This window comes from Psychromonas arctica (assembly GCF_038155225.1).
Lineage (GTDB): Bacteria > Pseudomonadota > Gammaproteobacteria > Enterobacterales > Psychromonadaceae > Psychromonas > Psychromonas arctica_B.
Genome location: NZ_JBAKBA010000035.1, coordinates 37,642 through 44,047 on the forward strand (window position 1 = coordinate 37,642; position 6,406 = coordinate 44,047).

Annotated in this window: 4 protein-coding genes; all 4 read left to right on the top strand. The window is 38.2% G+C overall.

Annotation, left to right across the window (positions count from 1 at the left end):
* The first annotated feature begins 144 nt into the window (after positions 1–144).
* The 4 genes from V6255_RS13780 to V6255_RS13795 all read left to right on the top strand — a co-directional run bounded on the left by V6255_RS13780 (position 145) and on the right by V6255_RS13795 (position 5,240).
* Positions 145–1,944 (top strand): assimilatory sulfite reductase (NADPH) flavoprotein subunit, encoded by a 1,800-nt coding sequence (locus V6255_RS13780; protein WP_341628675.1) that lies wholly within the window; start codon positions 145–147, stop codon positions 1,942–1,944.
* Positions 1,944–3,695, top strand: coding sequence for an assimilatory sulfite reductase (NADPH) hemoprotein subunit (gene cysI / locus V6255_RS13785; RefSeq protein ID WP_341628676.1), 1,752 nt, complete (start codon positions 1,944–1,946; stop codon positions 3,693–3,695). The genes V6255_RS13780 and cysI overlap by 1 nt, the downstream gene beginning before the upstream one ends.
* Positions 3,688–4,452, top strand: a complete 765-nt coding sequence (locus tag V6255_RS13790) for a phosphoadenylyl-sulfate reductase (protein ID WP_341628677.1) — start codon at positions 3,688–3,690, stop codon at positions 4,450–4,452. The genes cysI and V6255_RS13790 overlap by 8 nt, the downstream gene beginning before the upstream one ends.
* A 164-nt stretch (positions 4,453–4,616) precedes the next feature.
* The gene (locus V6255_RS13795; RefSeq protein ID WP_341628678.1) at positions 4,617–5,240 is read left to right on the top strand and encodes a flagellar protein MotX; all 624 of its coding nucleotides are present in this window, start codon (positions 4,617–4,619) and stop codon (positions 5,238–5,240) included.
* The last annotated feature ends 1,166 nt before the right edge of the window (positions 5,241–6,406 follow it).

A 6,406-nucleotide genomic window follows, 5' to 3' on the forward strand; every position in this document is an offset into this window, starting at 1 on the left:
CTAAAAAAACACCCAAATACGAATGATTATTAACCACACTTTTTAAATAGCATTTAGTTATAAAAGAGTAACTTTTATTCTTTTGTGTTAGTTCTAAGCTCGCGTAAACTCCAATCATCTTAATGTAATAGTGGAAATTACTTCATGGCACTTAACAATTTATCGGCTTTAACATCGCCTTTATCAGAGTCTCAACTGGCTCAGTTGCAACAAGCAACAGCAGGCTTAGATGCAGTACAAACTGCATGGGTTAGTGGTTACCTAGCAGGCGTAAGCCAAGGTCCAGTAACAGCTGCAGCTCCTACACAAAGTGCAGGTCAAACGTTAACTATCCTTTACGCATCACAAACAGGTAATGCGAAAGGTGTAGCGAGTCAACTTGCTGAAAGCGCAAAAGCGGCAGGCCTTAATGTGGTCCTTAAAAACACCGCTGACTACAAAGCAAAAGCATTAAAAAATGAAACTCATTTATTAATTGTTGCTAGTACTAATGGTGAAGGTGAAGCGCCAGATGATGCGATTGAGTTCCACGAATTCTTATTAGGTAAAAAAGCACCTAAATTACCTGAACTAAAATACAGCGTATTAGCATTAGGTGACAGCAGTTACGAATTTTTCTGTCAAACAGGTAAAGACTTTGATGAACGCTTAAAAGCGTTAGGCGCAAGTCAATTAGCACCTCGCGTTGACTGTGATGTTGATTATGAGACTGAAAGCGAAGCTTGGATCTCAAGTGTTGTAACAACCTTAAAAGGTGAAATGGCACAAGTAACAACATCTGTACCAGTTGCAGGTATTGCAGCACCAAGCACAGCAAGTCAGTACTCTAAACAGAACCCGTATGCTGCTGAGTTTGCATTAAGCCAAAAAATTACTGGTCGCGATTCAGCGAAAGACGTTCGCCACATAGAAATTGATTTAGGTGAGTCAGGTTTAACTTATCAAACTGGTGATGCTTTAGGTGTCTGGTTTGAAAACGATGAAGCATTGGTTGATGAGCTAATCGCTGAATTAGGTTACAGCGCTGATGACAAAATAAGTTTAAGCATTTCTGGTGAAGATACAGAGTTTAGCGTAAAAGAAGCGCTATTAACGCAACTAGAAATTACCCAAACAGCGCCTTCATTTATTGAGTTTTGGGCTGAGAAATCTGGTGACGATAAACTAAAAGCTATCGCAAATGATAAAAATGCTGCACGTGAGTTCTCAGGTAACCATCAAATTATCGATGTTGTTAACCAAGCTAAAGCAGATGTTGATGCACAAACTTTCGTTGACGCCTTACGTAAAATCACACCTCGTCTATATTCTATCGCTTCGGCACAAGCTGAAGTAGAAGAAGAAGTTCACTTAACTGTAGGTGTAGTGAGCTATGATGCTAACGATAAAACACGTACAGGTGGCGCTTCTGGTTTCTTATCGAACCGTTTAGAAGAAAGCCAAAAAGTACGCGTTTTTGTTGAGCATAACGATAACTTCCGTCTACCTGCATCAGATGACACTCCTGTTATTATGATCGGACCAGGTACAGGTGTTGCGCCATTTAGAGCATTCATGCAAGAGCGTGAAGCACGTGATGCAACAGGTGATAACTGGATGTTCTTTGGTGACCAAACCTTCACACAAGACTTCTTATACCAAGTTGAATGGCAGAATTACTTAAAATCGGGTTTGTTAACGAAAATGGACGTTGCTTTCTCACGCGACCAAGCTGAAAAAATTTACGTACAAGACCGTTTAAAAGAAAACGCTAGCGAAGTATTCGCATGGTTAGAACGTGGCGCACACTTATACATATGTGGCGATGCTAACCGCATGGCAAAAGATGTTCACCAAACCATGTTAGACATCATTGCGGAGCACGGCAAATTAAGTACTGAACAAGCAGAAGATTATTTAAAATCACTTAGATCTAACAAGCGTTACCAGAAGGATGTTTACTAATGAGCAACGATTTACCAAAAGTTGAAAACCCTGTACTGATTGTTGAAGGTAAACATGCCGACAATGAGCGTTTAAAAGCTGAGAGTGATTATCTTCGCGGTACTATTTTAGAAGATCTTCAAGATCGTATGACGGGTGGTTTTACTCCAGATAATTTCCAATTGATTCGTACCCACGGTATGTATCAACAAGACGATCGCGATATTCGTGCTGAACGTCAAAAACAAAAACTTGAGCCATTACACAACGTAATGCTTAGAGCACGTTTACCTGGCGGTATTATTAATACTGAGCAATGGTTAGCGATTGATAAATTTGCTGATGATCATACATCTTACGGCAGCATTCGTTTAACTACGCGTCAAACGTTTCAATTTCACGGCGTACTAAAGCCAAACATTAAATTAATGCACCAAACACTTAATAGTGTAGGTCTTGATTCAATTGCAACGGCTGGCGATGTTAACCGTAACGTACTTTGTACTTCTAACCCAGTTGAGTCAGAGCTGCATCAAGAAGCTTACGAGTGGGCGACTAAGTTAAGTGAACATTTACTACCAAAGACTCGTGCTTACGCCGAAATTTGGTTAGATGAAGAACGCGTTGAAACAACAGAAGATGACGTTATTGAGCCAATTTTAGGTAGCAACTACTTACCACGTAAATTTAAAACAACGGTAGTGATTCCGCCTAACAACGATATCGATCTTCATGCCAATGATTTAAACTTTGTTGCAATTAGTGAAGACGGTAAATTAATTGGTTTTAACGTGCTTGTAGGTGGTGGTTTAGCCATGACTCATGGTGACAATTCGACTTACCCACGTTGTGCTGATGACTTTGGTTTTATTCCTAAAGAGAAAGCATTAGACATAGCAGCAGCTGTTGTAACCACGCAACGAGACTGGGGTAACCGAGTTAACCGTAAAAATGCTAAAACGAAATACACATTAGACCGTGTAGGTGCACATGCATTCCGCGAAGAAGTTGAAGCGCGTGCAGGTATTAAATTTGAAGATTCTCGTCCTTATAAATTTACACACCGTGGCGATAGCTTTGGTTGGGTAAAAGGGATTGATGGTAAAGAACACTTAACGTTATTTATCGAAAACGGTCGTATTCTTGACTTCCCGGCAGATCAATTTGAAGGTAAGCAGTTAAAAACAGGTATGCGAGAAATCGCTAAAATTCACGAAGGTGATTTCCGTTTAACAGCAAACCAAAACTTAATTATTGCTGGCGTTGCTCCTAAGAATAAAGCGACAATCGAAAAAATCGCACGTGAGCACGGTTTAATCAGCGATAAAGTATCGAACCAACGTATGAGCTCAATGGCTTGTGTTGCTTTCCCTACTTGCCCATTGGCAATGGCAGAAGCAGAGCGTTACTTACCAGGTCTTGTTGATGATGTTGAAGCGATTCTAGAAAAGAACAACTTAGCAGGCGAAAGTATCATCCTACGTGTGACTGGTTGTCCGAACGGTTGTGGTCGTGCAATGTTGGCTGAAATCGGTTTAGTCGGTAAAGGTCCAGGTAAATATAACATGTATCTAGGTGCAGATTTAGCTGGTACTCGAGTGCCTAAAATCTATAAAGAAAATGTTGATGAATCAACAATATTAGCCGAAATAGACGCATTAAGTGCTCGTTGGTCTGCAGAACGCAATGAAGGTGAAGCTTTCGGTGATTTTGTTATCCGCGCAGGTATTGTCGCTGAAGTCGTCATTTCAGCTAGGGATTTCCATGCCTAATAGGTTAGATCTTGCCCATCTATTAACATTATCTAAAGGCGAGCAGACTGCTGCTTTAGCTGAAGTTAATCAGTTATTAGAAAAACAGACCGCTCAACAGCGTGTTCAATGGGCGATCGACAATTTAGAAAGTGAATTTGTTTTATCATCAAGTTTTGGTATTCAAGCCGCCGTCTGTTTACACATGGTCACCAGTGTAAAAGCCGATACCCCAATTATCTTGACTGATACGGGATACTTATTTCCTGAAACCTATCAATTTATTGATGACTTAACAAAGCAACTTAACTTAAACCTAAAAATTTACAGTGCAAAACAAAGCTCTGCATGGCAAGAAGCTCGTTATGGTAAATTATGGGATCAAGGCGTAGATGGTTTAACTAAGTACAATTTGATCAATAAAGTTGAACCGATGAAACGGGCACTAAAAGAATTAAATGCTAAAACATGGTTCTCTGGCTTACGTCGTTCACAATCATCAAGCCGTGAAGATTTACCCGTTTTAAGTATTCAAAATAACTGCTTTAAATTTTTACCTATTATCGACTGGAGTAATAAAGAAGTACATTACTACCTAGAAGAAAACGGTTTAAGTTATCACCCACTATGGGAGCAAGGTTATGTTTCAGTTGGCGATGTACAAACATCACGCCCACTAGAATTAGGCATGAGTGAAGAAGAAACACGCTTCTTTGGCTTAAAACGTGAGTGTGGATTACACGAAGACCCTATTGAAGAACAAGGTAGTGGTATTTAATTACTTTCGATATTGATTAAATAAGATTGCTATAAATAGCCTCTAATAATATTAGGGGCTTTTTTTTGCCTGTTTTTTACTTAAGAAAAAAGGTTAGTTGCCGATAACTTAATATCAATAACTATAATGAATATTTTGATAAAGTATCAAAGCCAAGGGTTTATATGAAAAAAATAATACAATCACTACTAATATTTAGCTTATTAAATAGCGTAACAGCCATCGCTGAAGATTATGAAGTGATACAGGTATATACCCAAGATGAACTCAATTCTCTGATTAAAAAAAATAAGCATTTACAAAGAGTCAAAGCAGATGATTGCCAATTAGTACAAGATATCGAAGCACATGCGCTAAAAATACAAGAACCCTCTTACGTATTTTTATGGGGTGATATGCTTGCCTGGGGTGTTTGTGTAGAGCGTGATGCAACGTTAGGCATGTATTATATAGATCAAGCCGCTAAACAAGGTTTATTGGCAGCGATAGAACAATTAGGGCGTTATTACAATAACGGTACTTTGGTTATTAAAGACAAAGATAAAGCCACAAGGTATTTCAGAGAAGCCGCATTACAAGGTTACTTACCTGCAAAAATCAGTTATATCAAATTACTCGATCAAGGTTATGGCAGTCCACTTGATTATGAAGATGCATACAGAGCGTTAAATAGCAGCATCATTGTAAATCCAAAAACCAAAAAAGAAGCGGAAAGGTTATTAGCTAAATTAGCTAAAAAGATGCCCGGCTACGCCATTGCTAATGCACGAAAAGATTACAATGATTAACTTATTACTTTATAAAAGTAATAAGTAACAAGAAAAAATCAAAATATAACAATATAAATTACCAAGAATGATAACGAATTTTAACTCGTTATCATTCATTCAGCTTTCTTTAATGTTTTAATGTTTTAATGTTTTAATGTTTTAATGTTTTAATGTTTTAATGTCGCATATAGTGCACCTAAAGTCACTCCTAATGCAAAAACAAGCTGCCGCCCAACACTTAATTATCTTAAAACATAAAATCAACAAGAGCAGCTCTACGAGTTCTGTTTTCAGCTTGCAGGCTTTAATGTTTACATGTGTTGCTTTTGACCCTGTAATAAGAAAGTTAACAAACCAAAACCAACACAAAAAATCCTGCAGACTAAAGTCAGCGCCCCGAGGTCAAAAGCTCAAACCGTTCAGCGACTTTCAAAAAGTTGCAATGTTCGGTGTTTTTCAAGACAGTTGACTTTCGGGCGCATGGTGAATTAGGCGACAGCCTAGTGTTATGAGCGGAGGAACTCCACGGCCCTGTTTTCAGCTTGCAGATTTTTTTGTGTTGATTGTTATACCGATTACATTAAATAAGTGATCTAAATTTTGCGCAGGAAAAATGACTTAGTTCAAGGCGAAATTTGAGCTAAATGATTGTTCCCTTTACGAAATTTACAACGAAGAAATAAGTTATTTTAATAAGTAAAATAGATAACTTAATTAGTGTGATTGGTATTAGATAGATTATTCAATTAATTATTCGTGTTACCAAGATCAAAAGAACAAAAGAACAAATCTTAACACCAGAATCCCTGCAGACTAAAGTCAGCGCCCCAAGGTCAAAAAATCAAAGAGTAGAAACAACACCTGCACCGAAAGGTACTTTGATATAACGCCACCTTCACGGATTGCGAAATGCAGACTTTCAACTTTTCTACACGTCTACAGGCATAAAAAAAGAGAGCCTAGGCTCTCTTTTTTGAATATTGTTTAACTAAAAACGTGTAATTATATGTTTCGACAAGAACTCGATGATAGTAGAAACAACACCAGTACCTACATGCACTTGGTATAGCACCACCTTCGCGGATTGCGAAATGCAGACTTTCAACTTTTCTACAGGCATAAAAAAAGGGAGCCTAAGCTCTCTTTTTTGAATATTGTTTAACTAAAAACGTGTCATTCAATGT

Coding starts and splice junctions, on each gene's coding strand:
- cysI (WP_341628676.1), top strand. CDS start 1,944: ATGAGCAACGATTTACCAAAAGTTGAAAACCCTGTACTGATTGTTGAA.
- V6255_RS13790 (WP_341628677.1), top strand. CDS start 3,688: ATGCCTAATAGGTTAGATCTTGCCCATCTATTAACATTATCTAAAGGC.
- V6255_RS13780 (WP_341628675.1), top strand. CDS start 145: ATGGCACTTAACAATTTATCGGCTTTAACATCGCCTTTATCAGAGTCT.
- V6255_RS13795 (WP_341628678.1), top strand. CDS start 4,617: ATGAAAAAAATAATACAATCACTACTAATATTTAGCTTATTAAATAGC.